Source organism: Bacteroides sp. D20 (assembly GCF_003436255.1).
Taxonomy (GTDB): Bacteria; Bacteroidota; Bacteroidia; order Bacteroidales; family Bacteroidaceae; genus Bacteroides; species Bacteroides uniformis.
In genome coordinates, this window is record NZ_QSOO01000013.1 from 90,234 (window position 1) to 113,120 (window position 22,887).

At 46.1% G+C, this 22,887-nt stretch carries 15 protein-coding genes; 5 read left to right on the forward strand and 10 right to left on the reverse strand.

Annotated elements, in window-relative coordinates; all coding sequences use genetic code 11:
• Positions 1-4: 4 nt before the first annotated feature.
• Together rpsR and rpsF are read right to left on the reverse strand one after the other, a co-directional pair.
• Positions 5-277, reverse strand: coding sequence for a 30S ribosomal protein S18 (rpsR, locus tag DXD78_RS14070; protein ID WP_004288442.1), 273 nt, complete (start codon positions 275-277; stop codon positions 5-7).
• A gap of 2 nt (positions 278-279) precedes the next feature.
• Positions 280-624: a 30S ribosomal protein S6 gene (gene rpsF / locus DXD78_RS14075; RefSeq protein ID WP_005657357.1), complete on the reverse strand. Its 345-nt coding sequence runs from the start codon at positions 622-624 to the stop codon at positions 280-282.
• A gap of 159 nt (positions 625-783) precedes the next feature.
• On the opposite strand from rpsF, the gene DXD78_RS14080 reads away from it, so the two are divergent.
• Entirely contained in the window at positions 784-1,230 is a 447-nt protein-coding gene (locus DXD78_RS14080) for a MarR family winged helix-turn-helix transcriptional regulator (RefSeq protein WP_005830183.1), read from the forward strand.
• 200 nt (positions 1,231-1,430) lie between these two features.
• Positions 1,431-1,607 carry a hypothetical protein gene (locus tag DXD78_RS21190; protein ID WP_005830181.1) on the forward strand — a complete coding sequence of 59 codons (177 nt, stop codon included), beginning with the start codon at positions 1,431-1,433 and terminating at the stop codon, positions 1,605-1,607.
• 89 nt (positions 1,608-1,696) lie between these two features.
• Here the strand turns inward: DXD78_RS21190 and DXD78_RS14085 are convergent, their stop codons facing one another.
• The 3 genes from DXD78_RS14085 to DXD78_RS14095 form a co-directional block, all read right to left on the reverse strand.
• Positions 1,697-2,398 (reverse strand): response regulator transcription factor, encoded by a 702-nt coding sequence (locus tag DXD78_RS14085; protein ID WP_005830176.1) that lies wholly within the window; start codon positions 2,396-2,398, stop codon positions 1,697-1,699.
• Between the two features lie 5 nt (positions 2,399-2,403).
• Positions 2,404-3,948, reverse strand: a complete 1,545-nt coding sequence (locus tag DXD78_RS14090; protein WP_005830174.1) for a sensor histidine kinase KdpD — start codon at positions 3,946-3,948, stop codon at positions 2,404-2,406.
• A 300-nt stretch (positions 3,949-4,248) separates the two neighbouring features.
• Positions 4,249-6,405, reverse strand: coding sequence for a translation factor GTPase family protein (locus DXD78_RS14095; protein ID WP_008664112.1), 2,157 nt, complete (start codon positions 6,403-6,405; stop codon positions 4,249-4,251).
• A 250-nt stretch (positions 6,406-6,655) separates the two neighbouring features.
• Between DXD78_RS14095 and DXD78_RS14100 the strand changes: the two genes are divergently transcribed.
• Both DXD78_RS14100 and DXD78_RS14105 read left to right on the forward strand, forming a co-directional pair.
• Positions 6,656-8,425, forward strand: a complete 1,770-nt coding sequence (locus DXD78_RS14100; RefSeq protein WP_009037926.1) for a gamma-glutamyl-gamma-aminobutyrate hydrolase family protein — start codon at positions 6,656-6,658, stop codon at positions 8,423-8,425.
• A 147-nt stretch (positions 8,426-8,572) separates the two neighbouring features.
• Positions 8,573-11,893 (forward strand): beta-galactosidase, encoded by a 3,321-nt coding sequence (locus DXD78_RS14105; RefSeq protein ID WP_009037925.1) that lies wholly within the window; start codon positions 8,573-8,575, stop codon positions 11,891-11,893.
• 114 nt (positions 11,894-12,007) lie between these two features.
• Here DXD78_RS14105 and uxuA read toward each other — a convergent pair whose 3' ends face one another.
• Positions 12,008-13,189 carry a mannonate dehydratase gene (gene uxuA, locus DXD78_RS14110; RefSeq protein WP_009037924.1) on the reverse strand — a complete coding sequence of 394 codons (1,182 nt, stop codon included), beginning with the start codon at positions 13,187-13,189 and terminating at the stop codon, positions 12,008-12,010.
• 162 nt (positions 13,190-13,351) lie between these two features.
• Between uxuA and DXD78_RS14115 the strand changes: the two genes are divergently transcribed.
• Complete coding sequence (locus tag DXD78_RS14115; protein WP_009037923.1) at positions 13,352-13,924, forward strand: DNA-3-methyladenine glycosylase I; 573 nt, start codon at positions 13,352-13,354, stop codon at positions 13,922-13,924.
• On the opposite strand, the gene DXD78_RS14120 is transcribed toward DXD78_RS14115, so the two are convergent.
• The 4 genes from DXD78_RS14120 to DXD78_RS14135 form a co-directional block, all read right to left on the reverse strand.
• Complete coding sequence (locus DXD78_RS14120; RefSeq protein WP_083790053.1) at positions 13,884-16,043, reverse strand: glycoside hydrolase family 88 protein; 2,160 nt, start codon at positions 16,041-16,043, stop codon at positions 13,884-13,886. The two genes, DXD78_RS14115 and DXD78_RS14120, sit on opposite strands and share 41 nt — an antisense overlap.
• A 24-nt stretch (positions 16,044-16,067) precedes the next feature.
• Positions 16,068-17,156 carry a hypothetical protein gene (locus DXD78_RS14125; RefSeq protein WP_009037921.1) on the reverse strand — a complete coding sequence of 363 codons (1,089 nt, stop codon included), beginning with the start codon at positions 17,154-17,156 and terminating at the stop codon, positions 16,068-16,070.
• Positions 17,157-17,259: 103 nt separating this feature from the next.
• Complete coding sequence (locus DXD78_RS14130; protein WP_009037920.1) at positions 17,260-19,245, reverse strand: RagB/SusD family nutrient uptake outer membrane protein; 1,986 nt, start codon at positions 19,243-19,245, stop codon at positions 17,260-17,262.
• Between the two features lie 12 nt (positions 19,246-19,257).
• Positions 19,258-22,578, reverse strand: a complete 3,321-nt coding sequence (locus DXD78_RS14135; RefSeq protein WP_009037919.1) for a TonB-dependent receptor — start codon at positions 22,576-22,578, stop codon at positions 19,258-19,260.
• Between the last annotated feature and the right edge of the window lie 309 nt (positions 22,579-22,887).

Consider the following 22,887-nt stretch of genomic DNA (forward strand, 5'->3'; position numbering starts at 1 on the left):
CCTATTATTTCATCATGTCAGTTACATAGGGCAGCAACGCCAAGTGACGTGCTCTCTTCACAGCTTGAGCTACACGACGTTGGAACTTCAAAGAAGTACCGGTAATACGACGCGGAAGGATTTTACCTTGCTCATTCAAGAATTTCTTCAAGAATTCGGGATCTTTGTAGTCGATGTACTTAATACCGCTCTTTTTGAAACGGCAGTATTTTTTCTTCTTAACGTCTACTGAGGGCGGAGTTAAATATCTGATTTCTGATTGAACTTGTTGTGCCATGATTAATCCTCCTTTTTAGTTGATTTAACACTTCTTCTCTTCGCAGCATATTCAGCAGCGTACTTGTCTTGCTTGAAAGTCAAGAAACGGATAACGCGCTCGTCACGACGGAAGTTTATTTCCAGTTTCTCAATGACAGTAGGTTCTGCATTGAACTCAATCAGCTGATAGAAACCGGTTGACTTCTTCTGGATAGGATATGCCAGCTTCTTCAGTCCCCAGTTTTCTTCATTTACAATCTCAGCACCTTCAGCAGTAAGGATGCCTTTGAATTTTTCTACCGCTTCCTTCATCTGAACATCAGACAAAACGGGAGTCAAAATGAAAACGGTTTCGTATTGATTCATACTCGTTTAATTAAATAAATAAATTATTCGTTTTAAAAATGCGGTGCAAAGGTAGACATTTTATTTTGAACTACAAACATTTAATGTTTTTTTGTGTAGGGATATAGGAATTGTCTTCGGCTTGCACTATCTTTGCAAAGTTGTTTAAACAATAATTTCATGATAGAGCAATTCAACTTTGATATCCGCCTTATCTTTGCCATACTGAACGGTAAAGTGTCGGCTGCCATTAACCGAAAGCTGTCCCGCAACTTCCGCCAGAACGGTTTGGAGATTACTCCGGAACAGTGGACCGTCCTCATCTTCTTATGGGAAAAGGACGGGGTGACGCAACAAGAGTTGTGTAATGCAACTTTCAAAGACAAGCCCAGCATGACGCGCTTGATAGACAATATGGAGCGTCAGCATCTCGTCGTGCGCATATCGGACAAGAAAGACCGCCGAACCAATCTGATACATCTGACCAAGGACGGCAAGGAGCTGGAAGAACGCGCGCGCGTCATTGCCAACCAGACCCTCAAAGAAGCCTTGAAAGGCATCACCATTGAAGAGCTCAGTGTGAGCCAGGAGGTACTGAGGAAGATTTTCTTCAATACGAAGGACTAAGATATAGGGATTAGGGGTTAAGGATTAGAGATTAAGGGAGGAGAAAACAAGGGGATGAAGCGTCATTTTTCATTCCTCATCTTCCATTCTTTATTAAAATATGGATTTTTTGCAAAAATAATTTCGCTTGTTAAAGAATTATGCTTTTCTTTGTGACAAGAATACGAAAGAATATAATAATCTAATTAAAATACACACACATGAAAGGCTTATTAAAAAATCTGGGATTGATATTAGTCGTAATAGGAGCTGTAATCCTGGTTGCATGTTCTTTTACCGGCAATGTTAACAACAATGCCATCTTGGGCAGTTCTGCCGTTTTGGTTGTAGTGGGATTGATTTCCTACATTGTCATCAACAAGAGAATTGTCGACTAATATCAAAAGAAAAGAAATAAAGAAGGCGGTTAGCATATACATGCAGACCGCCTTTTTTATTTTCTCTCCCCCAGAGGAGCCGAGTCTCATCAAGACTCAGCTTCCGGAGTAATCAGTTTATATCCTTTTCCGTGAATGTTGATGATTTCAATCGAATCATCTTCTTTCAGGTGCTTACGAAGCTTTGTGATATATACATCCATACTACGTGCATTGAAATAGTTGTCATCAATCCAAATAGTCTTCAACGCAAAGTCACGCTGCAGAATTTCGTTGGCATGTGCACAAAGCAAGCCCAGCAGTTCGGATTCTTTGGTGGTCAGTTTAGTCTGCTTCTCGGCAGTCGCCAGAATCTGTTTCTGCGTGTCGAATGTAAACTTACCAATCTTATAGATGTTGCTCTCCTTGTTCTTCTTTCCGCGAACACGTCTCAGGATAGCTTCAATTCTGAAAGTCAGCTCTTCCATACTGAAGGGCTTGGTGATGTAGTCATCGGCACCAATCTTGAAACCTTCCAGAATATCTTCCTTCAATGTTTTTGCCGTCAAGAAGATAATAGGTATTTCGGCATTGGCCGCACGCACTTCTTGTGCCAGTGTGAATCCGTCTTTCTTCGGCATCATCACATCAAACACACACAAGTCATATTTATTCTTCAGGAAAGCCTTGTATCCTGCTTCTCCATCGGGATATAACTCGGCAGCGTAACCTTTTGCCTGTAAATATTCTCTTAAAAGCATGCCAAGATTTTCATCATCTTCGCACAATAAAATACGCAGTTTCTCGTCCATATCAATCAATTTTTTAATAAAGGTAATGCAATAATAAATTTAGTTCCTACGTTCAGTTCACTTTCTGCCCGGATAGTTCCCTTATGATCCATGATAATCTTCTTCACATAAGCCAGTCCCAAGCCGAAGCCTTTCACATCGTGCAGATTACCTGTATGCACGCGATAGAACTTCTCGAATATCTTTTTCAAATTCTCCTTCTTGATGCCGATGCCGTTATCTTGGATGGAAATCATCAGTTTGCCAGGCTCATTCCAAGTCTTCACCGTCAGTTGCAGATCCGCATCCGGACGTTTATACTTCACTGCATTATCCATGAGATTGAAAATCACATTGGTGATATGCATCTCATCGGCAAAAATGGCAGAGTTGGTAGCTTTAAGCTCCGATTCAATCTTTCCATTATAACGCTCCACTTTCAGTGTAAACGTGTTGATAACACCCGCTATCAGCTCGTTGGCATCCAGTTCCTTATTCTTCAAAGTAGCCTTCTGACGGTCAAACATCGACATCTGAAGCACTTTTTCTACCTGGAACCTCAAGCGCTTCGTTTCATCGTTGATGACACCCGATATATGCTGGAACATAGTCGGAGACTTGCCCACAGCCGGGTCTTTCAACATCTGTGCCGCCAGAGAAATCGTCGATATCGGCGTCTTGAACTCGTGCGTCATATTGTTGATGAAATCATTCTTCATCTCCGTCAGCTTCTTCTGGCGGAATACGATGTAAATCGTAAAGATGAACGTCACCAGCAGTACAAAAGTAAATATCATCGACGGTATCATAAACCTGACCGAATCGAAGATATAATCCTTCTTTCCCGGAAAATGTATCTTGACGATACTCATACGGGCTGGTGGGTCATTCAAAAACAATGGCTGCGAATAAGAGCTTTCACTCCCTGCATCGCTATAATCCGCACAACGGTATACCTCCCGACCTTCCCGGTCTATCACCTTGAAGTGATAATCCATATCACCGAGACCATTCTCTATCAGACCTGCTTTTAGATACTGGTCCAGACTTTTGAAATTAACACGCTCCTCAATCGGCTTGTCGCTGGCATTGTATACCATCTGCAACACCACCTCGTCTACCAATGCACGCTGGTAAAGATAGCGGTTTTTAAGCATCTCTATCTGCGAGCGTGAAGTCTGAGGAATGGTTTTTGCTCCGTGTTTGCGTGAAATCATTGCTCTTGGCAATTCAGAAGGCTCGTTACTGAAAGTTTTCAATTCCACCGAAGAACGGACACTGCCATCCGGAGCTGTCATCACAAACCGCTGGGTACGCATCACTCCGCTACTGCTTTGCGATTGTTCCCACGCCTTCTTTTCTGCCTCGGAGATATCCTCATTCAGCCAACGCACAACCTCTGCGGACTCTGCCTCTTTCGAAGCAGCCATCAACGCACGCTTCACCGATTCATCAAATTGTCCGTTACGCATCTTCACCATTTCCTCAATATAGCTTATCTGCAGATACAGCAAACTAAGGAAGGAAAGCCCCATAACAACACCTAATATCCATATAGTTGACTTTTTCATAGTCACAAAATTAACACTCCCTAATTAACACTCCTAACCAATTAACCTGATTTAACCGGACGTTCTCGTAAATTAACCGAAGACCATTTTTTAGGTTGTATTATGAGCATTATAACAAAAACACAAGCCTTTGGTTTGCAAATTTAATAAAAAATTAATCATTCAATTCACAATTCTGCATGTTCTTAATCTACGTTAATGAAAAAAGCCGTTATTACTTGCCATGAAGTAACAACGGCTTTAACAATTGTTATATTAGCAGCCGGTAGTTACAACAGCCAAACTACCAACCCCTGAAAATCATTCTTCAGCTTGCTTTGCCTCAAATTCCTTAATCAGTTTATCCTGCACATCACTCGGAACGAGTTCATAGCTGGCAAACTTCATGATGAACGAAGCACGTCCACCAGTCAGTGAGCTAAGTGCCGTAGAGTAGGATGACATTTCCTTCAAAGGCACCTTAGCACTCAGTTTTTCGTAACTGGCCTCGCTGCTCATACCCATAATCATGGCACGGCGTCCCTGCAAGTCCCCCATCACATCACCCATCTTGTCCGACGGAACAAATACTTCCACGTCATAAATGGGTTCTAGAATCTTCGGGCCTGCATTCTTGAACGCTTCGCTGAACGCATTCCGTCCCGCCAGCATAAAGGAGATTTCATTGGAGTCAACCGGATGCATTTTTCCGTCATATACGATGACACGTACATCGCGAGCATACGAACCAGTCAACGGTCCCTGCTCCATACGTGACATGATACCCTTCAAGATGGCCGGCATGAAACGTGCATCAATGGAACCACCCACAATACTATTGACGAATACCAGCTTGCCACCCCATTCCAATGGAACTTCTTCGGTACCCTTGACGTTCATCTTGAACTCCTGACCATTGAATTTATAGGTTTCGGGCAACGGCATGCCTTCGTAGTAAGGCTCAACAATCAGATGAACTTCACCGAACTGGCCTGCACCACCCGACTGCTTCTTATGGCGATAATCCGCACGGGCAGCTTTGGTAATCGTTTCGCGATACGGTATTCTCGGTTCTTCAAACTTGATTTGCAGTTTTTCATTGTTTTCCAGACGCCACTTCAAGGTACGCAAATGGAATTCACCTTGTCCGTGTACAATAGTCTGACGCAATTCTTTAGACTGGTCTATCACCCATGTCGGGTCTTCCTCTCGCATACGGTTCAAAGCAACCATCATCTTTTCTGTATCCGACTCGTTCAACGGCTTGATAGCACGTGAGTATTTGGAGTTCGGATATTTAATGAAGTTGAAACGGTTTTCAGAGCCCTTACCGTTCAATGTATTGCCGGTATGTACATCCTTCAGTTTCACTGTACAGCCGATGTCACCGGCTACCATTTCCTCTACCTTGATACGGTTGGCACCGGCACAAGCATAAATCTGCGCGATGCGTTCCTTGGAACCGCGGTCTGCATTGGTAAAATCATCACCTTCGTGCACTTTACCACTCATAACCTTGAAGTATTGAACATCACCGATATGCGGCTCAACGGCAGTCTTGAAGAAATACAAGGAAGTCGGTCCGTTAGAATCCGGCTTCACCACCTCACCGCGTGTATTGTGCACCGGTGGCATTTCGTCCACAAACGGCACCACATTACCCAGGAACTCCATCAGACGGCGTACACCCATATCCTTGCCGGCACAGACGCAGAATACCGGGAACATACCTCGTGAAGCCAGTCCCTTGCGGATACCTTCGCGCATTTCGTCTTCTGTCAAAGAGTCCTGCTCAAAGAATTTTTCCATCAGGCCTTCGTCATGTTCGGCTGCAGCTTCTACCAAAGCCTTGTGCAGTTCTGTAGCCTTTTCCATTTCTTCGGCCGGAATCTCTTCAATAATGGGAGCGCCACCTTCGGGTCCCCACGAATATTTTTTCATCAAAAGTACATCGATCAACGAATTGAAGTTCGGTCCGGTAGCCAGCGGATATTGCACGGGCACCACCTTCGGACCGTATATGGTTTGCAACTGCTCAAGCACCATATCATAATCGCACTTTTCATTATCAAGCTGGTTTACCAGGAAAATAACCGGTTTGCCCAGTTTCTCGGTGTAGCGGAAATGGTTCTGCGTACCTACCTCGGGACCGTATTGCCCGTTCAGCAGCAGAATGGCAGTATCTGTAACGTTGAGCGCCGTCATGGCAGCCCCTACAAAGTCATCACTACCCGGGCAGTCAATGATATTCAGTTTCTTGCCGTTCCACTCCACATGGAAAACGGTGGAAAACACAGAATAGCCGTATTCCTGCTCCACCGGGAAGTAATCGCTGACTGTATTCTTGGCAGTAATCCTGCCGCGACGTTTTATAATACCACTCTCAAAGAGCAGCGCTTCCGTGAGAGTGGTTTTACCCGAGCCGTCATTGCCAAGGAGGGCAATGTTCTTAATTTCATTCGTCTGATATACTTTCATGATATATTAAGATTTTAAGTGAATAACCTGACATACGATGATGCCGTTAACTTTTTGTGAGGCGCAAATTAGGCATTAATTCAAAGAAAAGCAACATCGGGAAGCATGTTATATAACACACTTCCTCCACCAACAAAGAATATAATGTTCTTCTGCCAATAAACTGCCCGAATTCACAAGTCATCCAACTTCTTGGACGGCTTAAATATTTCTTATAACTTTGCAGGAAAAAGAATCCCCCCCGAAAACCATGAACAAACTACTGTTAACAGCACTGCTCGTTCTATGTCCATATTTGGCAATGGGACAGTCCAACCAAAAAACAACCAGGAAAGCCCCTCTCATCGGCATTTCCTGCTCACATCCGGGCCGAAGCTCATCTACACAGATGACGTATACCGAGTCTGTAATCCAGGCAGGTGGAACACCTATACTGATTTCCATCACTACCGATAGCCTTGTCTTGACAGACATTGCCAACCGGCTGGACGGTATCATTCTGATAGGAGGAGGAGACATCCACCCTTCCTATTTCAATGAATCGCCCATCGAACAGCTGGGAGAGGTGGACTCCCTGCGTGATGTATACGACATGGCACTCATCCGCCTGGCTACCCGGCGTAACATTCCGATGTTTGGCATCTGCCGGGGAGAACAGTTAATCAATGTAGCTTTCGGTGGAACTCTTTATCAGGATATCCCTACCCAGCATCCCGACACCACTGTCTGCCACCAGCAGCAGGAACCGAGCAGTATACCAACTCATACCGTCCACCTCACTCCCGGTTCTGCCATGGCATCCATAACCGGACAGACACAACTTTTCACCAATACTCACCATCACCAGGCGGTCAAGCAAGTTGCCCCGGGATTCAGCGTAACGGGTTGGTCGTCAGACAGTATTCCCGAAGCTATAGAGTCTTCCCACGAATATCCGATATGGGGTGTGCAATTCCATCCCGAAGCTCTGGCTACGGCAGGCGACAGCATCTCTGCCAGATTCTTCTATTTTCTGGTTCAAAAGGCAGCTACCTACCGGCATGCCAAAGAGATTCACCGCCGCATCCTCTCCCTCGACACGCATACAGACACCCCACTTGATTTTGACGTTTCCTATAATATAGGTACGCGCGAAAAAACGCAGGTTTGCCTGCCCAAGATGCGAGAAGGAAAATTGGATGGACAATACCTGGCATGCTGGGTGCGCCAAGGCCCGTGCGATGAAGAGAACAGTCTGAAAGCCATTGACCGAGTGGATGAGTTGATACGCCACATCTACCGACAAGTGGAGATGAACGGGGAGCAATGTGCCATAGCCCGCACGCCCGATGATTTGTCCAGGCTCAAGACCGAAGGAAAGAAAGCCTTTTATATTGGCATCGAAAACGGATACGGCATCGGCAAGGATTTGAAGAATATCACCCGTTTCCATGATGCAGGCGTTACCTACATCACCCTTTGCCACACCCGCAACAATGACATCTGCGACAGTTCTTCGGACACGACTGCCCGTTGGAACGGCTTAAGTCCTTACGGTAGAAAAGTGGTGAAAGAAATGAACCGGCTGGGAATAATGATAGACCTTTCCCATGCAGCCGAAAGCACCTTCTGGGATGTACTGAAATATTCAAAAGCACCGGTCATAGTCTCCCACTCCTCTGCAAGCGCCATCTACAGACACGACCGCAATCTGACCGACGAACAGCTACGCGCCCTTGCCGCACATGGCGGTGTGGCTCAAGCCTGCCTGGTAGACGAGTTCCTGAACCCGGATGCCAAGAAAACCAACCTTACGGACTTCATGAAACACCTGCTGCACATGGTTGAAGTGGCAGGCATAGACCACGTGGGCATTGGCTCGGACTTCGACGGTGGAGGCGGGGTCAAAGGATGCAATGGGGACAATGATTTCATCAATATCACCGTCCGTCTGCTGGAACATGGATTTACAGAAACAGACATCGCCAAGATATGGGGTGGAAATTTCCTCCGGGTGATGAAACAAGTACAAACCAAATAGAAAAGACCGAAAAACATCACAAAAAGGAGAGATTAGAGCTATAATCTCTCCTTTTTGACACATTTACATACCCTCCATTTCTCAACTTTCGCATATCTTTGCCCAAAACATAAACGATTTATTAATTATCTAATACCGAATTCTTAAATGAAAAGGAAAATTATTTGGAGTTTTGCATTGCTGGCCTGCCTTTGCTGCCTGCCATCTGCAAAAACAAAAGCACAAACGAAAAATGCCGCAATCATACCCGGGGAAGTATGGAAAGACACCGACGGCAATCCCATCAACGCCCATGGCGGCGGCCTTCTTTACCACGAAGGGACCTACTATTGGTATGGCGAATACAAAAAAGGGGGAACCATCCTGCCCGAATGGGCTACGTGGGAATGCTACCGCACCGACGTAACCGGTGTCAGCTGCTACTCTTCGAAAGACCTGCTGAACTGGAAGTTCGAGGGTATCGTACTTCCTGCCGTGAAAGACGACGAGAAACACGACCTGCACCCCAGCAAGGTGTTGGAACGTCCCAAAGTGATTTACAACGAAAAGACAAAGAAATTCGTCATGTGGGCGCATGTGGAAAGCGCCGACTACAGTAAGGCATGTGCCGGCGTAGCGGTCAGCGATTCTCCTACCGGGACATTCACCTATGTAGGCAGCTTCCGTCCCAACGGTGCGATGAGCCGCGACCAAACAGTGTTCGTTGATGATAACGGCAAGGCATATCAGTTCTACTCTTCGGAAAACAACGCTACCTTATATATAAGCGAGCTAACGGATGACTACCTGAAGCCCACTGGTCGCTATACACGCAATTTCGTGAAGCAAAGCCGCGAAGCACCCGCCGTATTCAAGTATAACGGCAAGTACTATATGCTCTCTTCCGGTTGTACCGGCTGGGATCCCAATGTTGCCGAACTGGCTGTGGCCGACTCCATCATGGGGCAATGGACTACCATCGGCAATCCGTGTACCGGTCCTGATGCAGATAAGACCTTCTATGCACAAAGCACTTACGTGCAGCAAGTATACGGAAAAGGAAATGCCTACATTGCCATGTTCGACCGCTGGAAAAAGAAAAACCTTGAGGACTCACGCTACGTATGGCTCCCGCTTGAATTCGGCAAGGACGGCACAATCGCGATACCCTGGCGCGACAGCTGGGACCCGCGTACCCAATGGGAAGGACAAGGCGACTTCTCTGCCGGCAAAGGAACATTCCTATTGAATGGCAAGCCGTTTGTCATCAAAGCCGCAGAGCTGCACTATCCACGTATCCCCAAAGCCTATTGGGACCAACGCATCAAGCTATGCAAGGCACTGGGCATGAACACCATCTGCCTTTATGTATTCTGGAACTCCCACGAGTCTCAGCCGGGAGTGTTCGACTTCACCGGACAGAATGACCTGGCGGAATTCTGCCGCCTATGCCAGCAGAACGACATGTATGTCATCCTGCGCCCGGGACCGTATGTCTGTGCCGAATGGGAAATGGGCGGACTGCCCTGGTGGTTACTCAAGAAAAAAGATATCCGCCTGCGCGAATCCGACCCCTACTTTATGGAGCGTGTAGGTATCTTCGAAAAAGCCGTTGCCGAGCAGGTAGCTGGTATGACCATACAGAACGGAGGTCCCATCATCATGGTACAAGTAGAGAACGAATACGGCTCCTACGGGGAAGACAAAGGCTACGTATCGCAAATCCGCGACATCGTACGCGCCAACTACCCCGGCGTAGCACTGTTCCAATGCGACTGGGCGTCCAACTTCACCAAGAACGGACTCCACGACCTGGTATGGACCATGAACTTCGGTACAGGAGCCAACATCGACCAACAGTTTGCACCGCTGAAGAAACTCCGTCCTGATAGCCCGCTGATGTGCTCCGAATTCTGGAGCGGCTGGTTCGACAAGTGGGGAGCCAACCACGAAACCCGTCCGGCTGCCGACATGATTGCCGGCATTGACGAGATGTTGTCCAAAGGCATCTCCTTCAGCCTCTACATGACCCACGGAGGGACCAACTGGGGACACTGGGCAGGAGCCAACTCACCCGGATTCGCCCCTGACGTAACCTCTTACGACTACGACGCCCCCATCAGCGAATCGGGACAGACCACTCCCAAATACTGGGAATTGCGAAAAGCATTGTCCAAATACATGAACGGCGAGAAGCAGGCTAAAGTTCCCGCTTTAATCAAGCCCATCCGTATTCCGTCTTTCCAATTTACAGAGATGGCTCCTTTGTTCGACAATCTTCCTGCTGCCAAGAAAGACCGCAATATCCGTACCATGGAGGAATATAACCAGGGATTCGGAAGTATTCTCTACCGCACCACACTGCCCGAGATGAAAACCCCGTCCCTGCTCACTGTGAACGATGCGCACGATTATGCCCAAGTTTTCCTGGATGGCAAATACATCGGCAAACTGGACCGCCGCAACGGTGAAAAGCAACTGGAATTCCCCGCCTGCCCCAAAGGTGCACGCCTCGACATTCTGGTAGAAGCCATGGGCCGCATCAACTTTGGACGTGCCATCAAGGACTTCAAGGGTATCACCCAAAGCGTAGAACTTACCGTAGACATCGACGACCGTCCTTTCACCTGCAACCTGAAGGATTGGGAAGTCTATAATCTCGAAGATACATACGATTTCTATAAGAACATGAAGTTCCAGCCCATCGGCTCACTGAAAGATGAGTTAGGACAACGCATTCCGGGTTGCTACCGTGCCACCTTTAAGGTGAACAAGCCCAGCGACACATTCCTAAACTTCGAGACTTGGGGCAAGGGACTTGTCTACGTCAACGGGCACGCCATGGGACGCATTTGGGAAATCGGCCCGCAACAGACCCTCTACATCCCGGGATGCTGGTTGAAGAAAGGTGAGAATGAAGTGATTGTCTTCGACATCATCGGTCCCAAAGAAGTTAAGTCCGAAGGACTGAGCGAGCCATTGCTGGACCAGTTGCTCGTCACCAAACCGCTGACGCACCGCAATGAGGGTGAAAATCTCGACTTGTCCGGTGAGCAGCCCGTCCTCTCCGGCAGCTTCAATCCCGGCAACGGTTGGCAGGAACGCAAATTCGACCAACCCGTCACCGGACGTTATGTCTGCCTGGAAGCCTTGAGTGCACAAGATGGAAAAGACCTGGCTTGCATTGCCGAAATGTATCTGCTGGATGAGAATGGGGAACGTCTGTCACGCGAACCCTGGATTGTCAATTATGCCGACAGCGAAGACGTATCCCACGTCAACTGTTCTGCGGACAAAATCTTCGACCTCCAGGAATCAACCTATTGGAGCACAACAAAAGACACTCCATACCCGCATTCTGTCGTGATTGACTTGGGTAGTACCCGCACCCTGACCGGCATACAATATCTACCCAGAATGGAAAGCGAGGTACCGGGTGGAATCAAAGACTTCAAGGTTTACGTAAAATCCAAGGCTTTCAACTATTAGGCCGGATTTACAACACTAATAGATTCTTTAGACACGGATTACATGAAAAATCATGGATAATAAATGAAGAATATCCATGATTTTTCGCGTAATCCGTGCCTAACTTAAAATCAATCAAACAGATTTTCCGTACAATTCATCGTCTACCACAGCCAGCATTCCCTCCACTTGAGCCAATGCCAGCATACGGCCATGAAAAGAATAACCTGCATTGTACCCTTTATCCTCGTCGCCCAACATCATGCGACCGTGGTCCACACGCATCGGCAATCCCGGATTTTCTTTCTCAAAGATACGAATCAAATCAATGAGGTGTCCCCTTCCCTCCAGATGGGAACTTTCGATAAAGTTTCCACCCGGTATTGCCTTCGTACTGCGCAAATGCACAAAGTGGGTACGCCTGGCAAACTTCCTTGCCAGTTCACGGGTATCATTCTGTTCACCCGCACTCAATGAACCGGCGCAAAAAGTCAGGCCATTATGGGGATTGTCCACTGCACTCAGTATCCAGGCAATATCTGCCTCGTCTGTCACAATGCGCGGCAACCCCAATACCTGAAAAGGAGGGTCATCGGGGTGTACACACATATTCACCCCATATTCCTCGCATACCGGCATGATGGCAGACAAGAAATAACGCATATTCTCGCGCAGAGCCTCCCGGTCTATCCCTTTGTATAGCGCCAGCAAACGTTTGAACAGGGTTACCGGCTCCTTGTCACCTTCCTTGATGTTGCCATTTACGAATCCTTGTGTCTTTACGATAATCGTATCTACCAGCTCTGCCTTTTCAGACTCCGTAATCACCTTATCCAGTTCTGCCACCTTGTCCAGCTCTTCCGGAGAATAATCGGCTTCCGCATTCTCCCGTTCCAATATCTTCAGGTCGAAGTAGGCAAAACGGATTCTGTCGAAATAAAGAGAAGATGTCCCGTCTTCCCAGGGATGTTGTAAGTCCGTGCGAATCCAGTCAATCACCGGCATGAAGTTGTAGCATACCGTCCGGATGCCTGCCTTGCCGAGATTGGCAAGGCTTATCTTGTAGTTCTCTATCAATCGGTCACGCTCACTCCCCGCATATTTGACAGCCTCGCACACCGGCAGACTTTCTACTACAGACCAGCGCAATCCGAAGGATTCAATATAATCCCTCAAATCTTCAATGGCTTCCAACGTCCATATTTCACCGTTGGGAACTTCATGCAAGGCAGTGACAACGCCTTCCACTCCTATCTGTTGCAACATGGCAAGGGTTATCTTGTCTTTCTTGCTAAACCATCTCCAAGTCTTTTCCATTCTTTATTATTAATTTTCTTGTTTTTCAGGCGTTCAAACCACCCGTTACCTTTTTGCAAAAGTAAGAAAGAATATGAGAACTGTCCATTCTGAATGGATAGATTTGTTTGTTCGCAATGAAAACAATATCTTAGCACTTCATTACATATATTAATTACGCTTATGCAAGACATAACAAACGGACGTTGCGGCTGGTGCGGAACCGACGAGCTGTATGTGAAATACCACGATGAAGAGTGGGGAAAAACGGTAACAGACGACAAGACACTATTCGAGTTTCTTGTATTGGAAAGTGCTCAGGCGGGACTGAGCTGGATAACCATCCTCAAAAAGCGGGAAGGCTACCGCAAAGCCTTTTGCAATTTCGATGCTACGCAAGTGGCGCAAATGACCGACGAAGACGTGGAACGGCTGATGCACTTTGACGGCATCGTGAAAAACCGTCTGAAAATCAAATCGACCATCACCAATGCAAGGCAGTTTCTTGCCATACAGAAAGAATTCGGCAGCTTTTATAACTACACGTTATCCTTCTTCCCCGACCAGACACCGATTATCAACCACTTCCAGTCATTGAGTGAGATTCCGGTATCATCTCCCGAATCAGATGCCATGAGCAAAGACATGAAAAAACGGGGATTCAAGTTCTTCGGCTCTACCATTTGCTATGCCCATCTGCAAGCTTCGGGGTTTATCAACGACCATCTGACGGATTGCATTTGCCGGAAAGGGTAAGATAAGGCATCCCCTCTTCATCAAACCGGACCGGAATCCAAAGATATTCCGAATACATCAGGCTCTTGGGCCGCCAAATATCGGCCATGAAAAGGTAGCGGTTACCGGGAAGCTGCAATACGTAAGTGCTTTGACCGCCGAAAGTCCTATCACTTCCCTCACCCCGACAAGGGTTGGGATGCTGTGTCCACGGTCCCCAGATGGAAGGAGCCGAGAACAGACGCGCTGCATTGGGTGCCCAACCGGTACAGCCGGAGGTTATCATCCAATAAGTGCCGTCTTTCTTGAAGATGGCCGGCGCCTCGTTGTGTCCGGCAGGGAAGATGCGGATGTAGCGTCCCGAATGGGAAAGGTAGTCCTCCGTCAGTTCGGCTATCTGCAAAGTCAGATTGTCCTCCGAAGAATAGATATGATAGGCCTTGCCGTCATCGTCTGTAAACAGAGTCATGTCACGTGACATCTGCCCGCCTTGCCGGTCGCGTTTCACAAACATCCCCTTCTCTATGGCCTCATGCCATACCGGTGTCCACCATTTCCGATATTTTTCATCCTCCCAAGTGGCGTTCTGTTCCTCTTCCGTCATATTTATGGGCCATCTGCCCGGACAGACACGACCGGAAGAGACGAAACGGTAAGGCCCTTCGGGACGGTCACTGACGGCAACTGCAGCACGCGCAGGTCCATATCCCCTACCTTTCAGTTCCAGATGGAACCATAAGACAAACTTACCCGTTTTTCCGTTGTATATCACTTTAGGACGCTCCATTATACATCCACGTTCTATGTCCGAACCCTCTTCCTCGGACACAGCCAGAGCTACCCCTTCGTACTTCCAGTTTGCCAAATCGTCGGATGAATAGCAGGTTATCCCGACTTGTGTGGAAAAGCCTTTTGCCGGGCGGTGTTCGCCAAACCAGTAATATTTACCATTGTAAGGCAATATGCCACCTCCGTGGGCATTGATGTAATTTCCATCCATATCCTTCCAACTCTCTCGCCGGAGATAACGGTATCTCTCGCAAGCGGCCAACAGAAAGGCGCCTACCCCGAAATTTGCCGTAGAACCTACACTCAGCACCTGGTCGGGAATGGCACTTCCACCGATGGGCTGCACATATCCTACACTGCCATCGGGTTGTAAGGCTACGGTGGACAGGTACTTCCAAGCCTTGTCTACCACCGGTTGATAAACTACACCGTCGAGCAGGCCGTTATTGATACCCCATTGCAATCCATAAGCGAAGAAAGCCGTACCGCTTGTTTCCGGTCCCGGAGCAAAATCATGCTGGAGCAGGCTACGGGTCCAGTATCCATCGGGATGCTGGCATTTGGCCAAAGCTCCCGCCATCGCAAGATACCTGTCGATATAAAGCTGGCGATGTTTGTCGGTTTCCGGCAAATCCTGCAACACCTTGGCAAAAGCGGCAAGTACCCAGCCGTCACCACGCGCCCAAAAGTCCTTCTTGCCGCCGAGGATGGAATGCCTGGGATAGACAAAGCTGCCGTCACGGTAGTACAACCCTGCTTCCGGGTCGTACATCACACTGTCTGCATACGAAAAGTATTCGTACAACTTTTCCAGATAAAGAGGATTTTTCGTGATTCTATACAGTTTGGTCATCACGGGCATCACCATATAAAGCCCGTCAGCCCACCACCAGTAGTCATTTTTATCAGTCCCCATCTGATACTCCAACACTTCACGGGCACGGGCTATCCTCCGGTCATCACCCCGGATGCCATACAAATCGGCATAGGTCTGGAAACAACATTGCCAATCGCCGAAGAGCACATACTGCGGAGTCTCGCCATAACCGTATCTCCACTCCGCCTTATTGTCCGAAGCGGCTCCTTTCCAATGGTTGTATTCCGCCCAATCGGTGGAATATTTCAGATAAGCGGTGTTACCGGTCAATTCATAGACCTCCATATTGCCCGTGTGATAGGCAGCATTGTCCCAAAAAGAACGTACTTGCGGAGAGTTGTTTTCCTGCCAGTGACGGTTCACTTTGTGAATGATGCGCAGCAAGTTTTCAGCAGACTCCGTAACTCGACCGAAAAGCTGCAACGGAGTGCTCAGGATAAAAAGTAAAACAAAAAGAAATTTAACTGTCTTCATACAAAAAAGGACTATTATACAAGTTTATTCAATGGCTGTTCCCGTCAATCGGATATATCTTATCGTTTTATCTTGAAGTAAGTGAGCCAGTTTATATGCCTTTTCCATTTCCTCTGAAGAAAGTTCCGTCATTCCCACATTTTCCAACCACTCAAACAGCAAGCCATAAAAGTAAGAATTGACCGGAGTATCAAAGGCCAGTTTCAGCTCGTCCTGAACATCCTTCAAATAAAAGACAGGTACGAAATAGAAATAGTCATTGATGGAAGAAAAGAAGAGATTATACTTAAAGAATGAACTTCCCATTATCTTTTCAGTCAAGCACGATACACCGTCCTGGTCTGTCACAAAATAAGCAAAACCATTATTCGGGTTACAAAGGCCATGCTTTCCCGGCACTGTGATGACGTCACCCGCTCCCTCCGGCTTTATACTCAGATGTACGGAAGCTTCCGGAACAAGCTCCGCACAAAGGAAACCGCCCAGACGTCTGCCGATGGCATCTAATACAGGAGTAATGGCATCGCTTACAAATTCTTCCACCGGTATCTGGCTTCCCTTCCATTCTATCGATGATAAAGAAGGATTCAAAAAGCCAAAATCCAATGATTGCCTGCCGAACTCAAAAAGAAACTTCTTTCCTACCAGCATTGAGGAAGTAATAGAATAGGTCAAATCCAAATTCAATATACCCTCTTTATAAACTCCTTTCACAACGAGTTCATGTTCAGGCTGCTTGGACATCCCTTCCAATACAACCTCCTCCGGTGAAGCGGATGCCTCAACCTCTAAAGTAACATTATCGAATACCGGCGACGTACTCACTGTAGCCAAATTCGGCCAAAGTGGAGGCAGCGCCAACAGTATTTTATAATCTCCCTCCATCTCATCTTTAGAATGATTGTCCAAAGATTCCATTGTCAAGGAGGCATTCCCCAAAGCAGGCATATCTTCACCATTAAAGGTCATTTTTACTTGTTGCGGAGTATAAACTCCACAAATATCTTGAATATCAATTGAGGTAGGAGTTTCGGCGTCATTACTACAAGCGTCAAGAATACCCATACAAAATATACTGCATGCAATAAAAATAAAATGATTCAGTTTTTTCATGGTCATTAAAATTAAAAAGGAAAAGAGCCCACCCTTTCCGGCCAAAGAGTGGGCTCCCTACAATAGTACCTATTGAAAACGAGTGATTTATTATAAGAATTATTTATTCCGTGATATCCTCATCAGCTACTGCATCTTCCCAGTTATCCCACATCTGGATATTGGCATCATAACCGTCATAACCATAATTCTGTGCCAATTGGGCCTTGTTATTGGCGGTAATGGCATCGTTAGGAATTGGCCAGTATACATTACGCTTATCCAAAGTGAAATACAATGTGTTAGGACCGGACGTAATACCGTCAGGATTCTGATTGTAAACAGAATAACGTGTCAAACGCTGATACCAGTAACTACCACCGGTTGCATCGGTACCCGACTGCTTATCCCAATTATCCTTACTGTACGTGTTCCCCCATTCATCGGGTTTCCCACTCAGTGCAAGACAATACGAAATACGCTTCAGCTCCATAGCACGCCATTCTTCAAGATACAATTCGCGAGCACGTTCATTGGCTATATCACCAATATTTACAGAAGTGTAAAATTGTGAACACTTGGCACGTCTACGCACTTCGTTTACATCCGACGTAGCATCTTTACCTTGATATAATTTAGCCTCTGCACGCAGCAGGTAAGTTTCTGCCAAACGGTAGAGATACCAGTTTGCATTACTTCCGGTAGTGGCACCATTAAATTGATTAGCTCCCTGATTGGCTTCAGCTGTTGCGTCATCCAAGAAGATCTTGTAATGCGGGAAATCAAACCAGTCACGAATCAAGTTTGTACAGAGTATTTTACCCTGGTCATCATAGAGCTGTAAGTTCTTACCATAATATTCAGACTCAGGATTATTGTATTTCAGGTCTTCCATACGTACCCAGTTGCCCACTTCATGGTTGTGGCGCAAGTCTTGTGTATCTTCTACACCATTCACCACCCACATTCCATGTTGCTGGAAATCGGTAGCACCGCTGACAGTAGCAATACCACGGCCAAAAGCACGTAAAAAGTCAAGACTCTTGTCATAATTCGCATGATTGCGTGCATAATTCACAGCCCCTGCCTTTCCGTCCGGAGCCAACAGATATCCATTATCACTCCACATCGGACCAAAGATACGCATAGTCAAAAAGTCTGTATGAGAATCTGCCGTATTGTTGGGCATACCCATTATCACCTCTTTATTAGCTGCAATCAGTTTGTTTTCAGGACGGTGTAAATCCCAAATCACATTGTCTGTGATTTTCCAAGTTTCCGGTTCCCCACCATCATTAAAAGTGCCGAAAGTCTCTTGCATTAAAGAATAACCCGACTGATTGATGAGGATATCAGCTTGGGCTTCAGCTTCAGCAAAACGTCCGGTAGCCAAATAACATTTAATAAGCAACTGACGGCAAGCTCCCTTATTCACCATACCAATATATTCGGTCTGAGCTTGTTCGGGTACCCATTCTACCGCTTTCTCCATATCCTGAGTAATCATTTCCAGAATAGCTTCCTTCTTGGTGGATTTATAGTTACGTTTTGGACCTTCCAGAATCTTCGTCACCAAAGGTACATCTCCAAATTGAAATACGAGGGCCAGATAACGATAGGCACGGTGAAAATAAGCACGACCTTTATACTCGTTTTTCTTCTCTTCACCCAACCCTTCTACTGCATCAATGTAGCTCAAAATTGTATTGGCATATTTGATACCGGAATAATGCTGGTCCCAGAAATATTTAATTTGGTTGTCGTCACCATTGGCTATGCCACTTGTCGGTGTCAACCGGGTAGCCCAGGTTCCATAGGCTCCACCCACATTATCCGTCTTACCGTAAATGGCTACATCCGAGAACAGATATTCAGTACCAATAGGTACACGTATATTATTGGCCTCATAGTTGGTCCAGTACAAACGCAGATGGCGGTCGCACATGGCAAGTACGGACTTCAAACCGGATTCTGTTGTAAATGTTGTTTCCGGTTCATAGAAAGACAAGGGGTCAGGTTTCAAGAAATCATCTGTACAGCTTGACAGAAATGCTGCTCCCATAAGAATCAGAAAACCTTTAGAAAGCTTATTTTTGATATTATTTTTCATTGTTTCTAGTTTTTAGAAGGTTAAATTTAATCCGAATGTATAGGTACGGGTAGCCAAACCACCGGTTTCAGGGTCGGCATATTCCCAATCGGCAGCCCAAGTGGCTACATTACGTACGGTAGTATAAAGCTTTACACGGTCAATCTGCCATTTCTTCGTCAGTTTTTGAGGCAACGTATAAGCCAAAGAAATATTATCCAGACGAATGAAATTACGGTTATGGAGACGTTGTGCACCGGTCGCACCATCGGGGCCCTGCGCCTCAAGGCGTGCATAGGTATTGCTCGGGTTTTCAGGCGTCCAATAATCCTTCTTGAAAGTATTGAAGCCATATGTCATCAAAGAACCTCCATTATCATTGTTAAGATAGTAACCTTCAAGGCTCTTATGCCCCATATAAGAATAAAGGTTGAAAGAGAAATCTATATTCTTCAGAATAGTGAATTCATTACGCAAAGACCAACGGACAGGAGCATTCGTAGTACCCAAGAACTGCTTGTCGTTATCATTGTAAACCGGAGTGCGGCTACCGTCAGCATTGATTTTATCATCAGCTGTGTAATAGTTCTCGACCTTCGGATCACCCGGTTTCTGACCTACCTTGGCAGCTTCTTCCACTTCATCCGTCTGCCAGATACCCGTTACCTTATAATCCCATATCTCACCGATAGGCTTGCCGATAAACCATTTGTTACTGGTATCATCCTGCTCTTTACGACCGACCACATTACCATTCTCATCCAACACATCCTCATACTCATAATAGAGATGCTTGATTTGATTCTTATTATAAGCAAAGCCAAAAGTGGTACGCCATTCAAAGTCACTGTTACTGATATTGACAGTGTTCAGAGAGAATTCAAAACCATTGTTCTGCACTTCACCCAAGTTGGTGGTTATCTCACCGAATCCGCAGAAACCAGGAAGACGCTGGCTCATAATCATGTCATTGGTCTTCATAAAGTAGGCTTCCAAACTACCACTGATGCGATCGTTCAAGAAACCGAAATCAAGTCCGAAGTTCCAGGAGGAAGTCTTTTCCCATTGCAGGTTGGCATTGGACAAACGGTCTACACTGAGGTATTTCATATCTACATAGTCTGAACCGGTAAAGTATCCCATGGTACCTCCGGTACCCGAAGCCAAATTTGCCAAAGCAAGATAAGGGTCTTTCAACTGGCGGTTACCATTCTTACCCCAAGATACGCGCAACTTACCGGTACTCATAGGTTCCCATTTGAAGAACTTTTCATTAGCAAATGACCACGCTACAGAAAGTGACGGGAAAGTAGCCCACGGATTGTTGGCACCAAAAGCACAATAACCATCGCGGCGAACAGTACCGGTGAACATATAGCGGTCATCGTACGAGTAGAACAAACGTCCCAGATAAGCGGCAGCCGTTTCATGCGTATCGTTTGTCTTGAAATTACTGTTGTCCTTGGTTCCGTTTTGGGTATTATGGAAACCCAGTGCATCCGAAGGCAGGATATTGCGGGCTTCTATCTTGTCATTCCAGTAACGACGTTCTTCGGCCTCTTGTACCAATGTCAATATCACATGGTGCTTTTCGGCAAAAGTATGATCCCAGGTAATCGTGTTATTCAAGGAATAATCAAAACGCTTGCTGCTTTCACGGTCTACACCGCGGCTTGTAGGACTGCTGTCCGGCAATTCGGCCGACATAAAGTAGTAATTGTGGAAAAACTCATATCGCGGAGCTATATTAAAGTCATAAGTAATGTTAAACGGTAACTTTACTTTAGCATTGAATATAGTATTCAATACCGTATAGCCTTTATCCAAATCAAGGTACTGGCGGTCGAATTCATAATTATAGCCGCGCTTCACCGTGCTGCCCATCGGATACTGTGCCAAACTGCCATCTTCATTAGTATAGTCAGAATACGGACTGTTGCGCAGCATATTGGCATCCCAGTAATTGGTTCCCAGACTGACGGCAATATCACCGTCCGTACGGTCCTGGAAATTCACATTGGCACCGATTTCCAACCAGTCAGTCACTTTACCAGACACCTTCAGGTTGGCACGCATGGCACTATAATCATTACCCTTAACAGCACCTTCATTCTTCTGATAACCGAAAGACATGTAGTAGCTCATACGTTCACTGGCACCGGATACACTGGCATTGTAGTCCTGATTGATACCGGTACGGAAAGTCTGGTCATACCAGTCGTGAGTTTTTCCAGTCAAGAAGTTTCGCAGCACAGCATCCTCCAAGCCCAAGCGCTTGGCATAAATACTTAATGCCGATTCTCCTGACTCATTCTTGCTATATGCCATCCACTGCTCCTGCGTAACTCCATATCGCCCCAAATTGTCCGGATGATCGTAATAACCCGGATTAGTCTGGCCAGTCTGGTAAGCTTCGTACTTGCCGGTTGCCGGATTCACGCCGTATGTACCGACTTTATACCAATCCTCGCGGTATTGCATATACTCAGAAGCGTTGAATACATCACGGTAAGCGCTCTTAGTATTGATACCAAGTGTTGCACTGACATTAATTGTCGGCTTGCCCATCTTACCCTTCTTGGTAGTCACTACAATAACACCATTGGCACCCTTCGCACCATAGATAGCAGCAGCCGAAGCATCTTTCAACACGTCTATCTGACCGATATCCTCCGGATTGATTTCTGAAAGCTCGCCATAGAATTGCATACCGTCAAGGATAATCAACGGTGTATTGTGCGTATCATTGGCAGGATTATTCTTATCAGTCACATAAACAGAACGCTGTCCACGTACCATCATCGTACCGCCTCCCTTTGCATCGGCATTGTAACCGATATTTAGTCCTGGAGTACCGCGTAATACATCCTGTACAGTCTTGGGAGCTTCATTGGCAAGCTTGTCGGGACGAATCTGCACAACAGACCCCGTAAGGTCTTTCTTACGCATTGTTCCGTAACCCACTACCACCACTTCTTCCAGCATCTCACTGTCATCTTTTAAGATTACATTCAGTGGCTTGCCTGCGACGGCCTTTACTTCTACCGTTTTATAACCGATAAAAGAGATTTCCAATGTCGCATCCGGATTCACTTTGATACTGAAATTACCGTCAATATCGGTAATAGTACCATTACTGGGATTGCCTTTTTCACGGATATTGGCACCGATAACCGGTTCACCCGTGGAATCTTTCACTACACCCGAAACGGATTGTTTCTGTTGTTGGACCATCTGCACAGCAGGGACATTTTCTTCAGCAAATGCTGCCAAAGGATGTGCTGCAATGAAACCGGTGCAGATCAATAAGGCTGTAAGTGCCTTGCGATTTCTTTTGAACGAATTAAGATTCATCGTTTTCTTTGTTATTAGATAAGTAAGGTAATTGATAATTTCTCTCTTTCCATTTCCTACATATATAGAATAAAGGTTAACTTTTCGTCTCCCATTTCTCTAAACGAAGGTTAATTCTATGTTTTCATATGCATTAAAGATTTAATAGTTGTTTTCTCTTTTCAATGCAAACTTAAAAAATATTATAATATGGAGGAGAATAAAAACTAGGCAAGAAGGATAGAAAATCGTTCACAGAAAGGAATAAGTGTATATTTGACCATTTATTTACCTTTTAGTGACGAATTTTTAGTGGTAGAATGCAGAATT